Raw genomic sequence first — 267 nt, 5'->3', positions numbered from 1 at the left:
AGTTAACCGTTGTTCACTACTAATCAGCGCTTTTTCAGCCAGTTCAAGTCTTGCAGACAGAGCTGAGGCTTCCTCCCTTGCTGTCGATCGTTGGACCCTTAGCGTTTCAATCAGATCACGTGCCTGATCAAGATCTCTCGACAATCGATCGCTAACAAGCTTTGCGTCATCGCGCTGCTGACTCGTTTGTTTCATCAAGTGGTTGCAGGTAGCCTGGAAGCTCTCGGCCTGCTCAATTAGGTCGCGTTGCAACTTCTCCTGTGCGAC

Annotated in this window: 1 protein-coding gene; it reads right to left on the bottom strand. The window is 50.6% G+C overall.

All coding sequences use genetic code 11. The features are described from left to right. Positions 1-252, bottom strand: a 252-nt coding sequence (locus tag AC3XQU_RS24015; protein WP_489876637.1) for a hypothetical protein, incomplete at its 3' end; no start/stop codon positions are given. Between the last annotated feature and the right edge of the window lie 15 nt (positions 253-267).

This window comes from Telluria sp. AZSoR62 (assembly GCF_058111565.1).
This window is presented reverse-complemented; position numbering and strand designations above follow the sequence as displayed.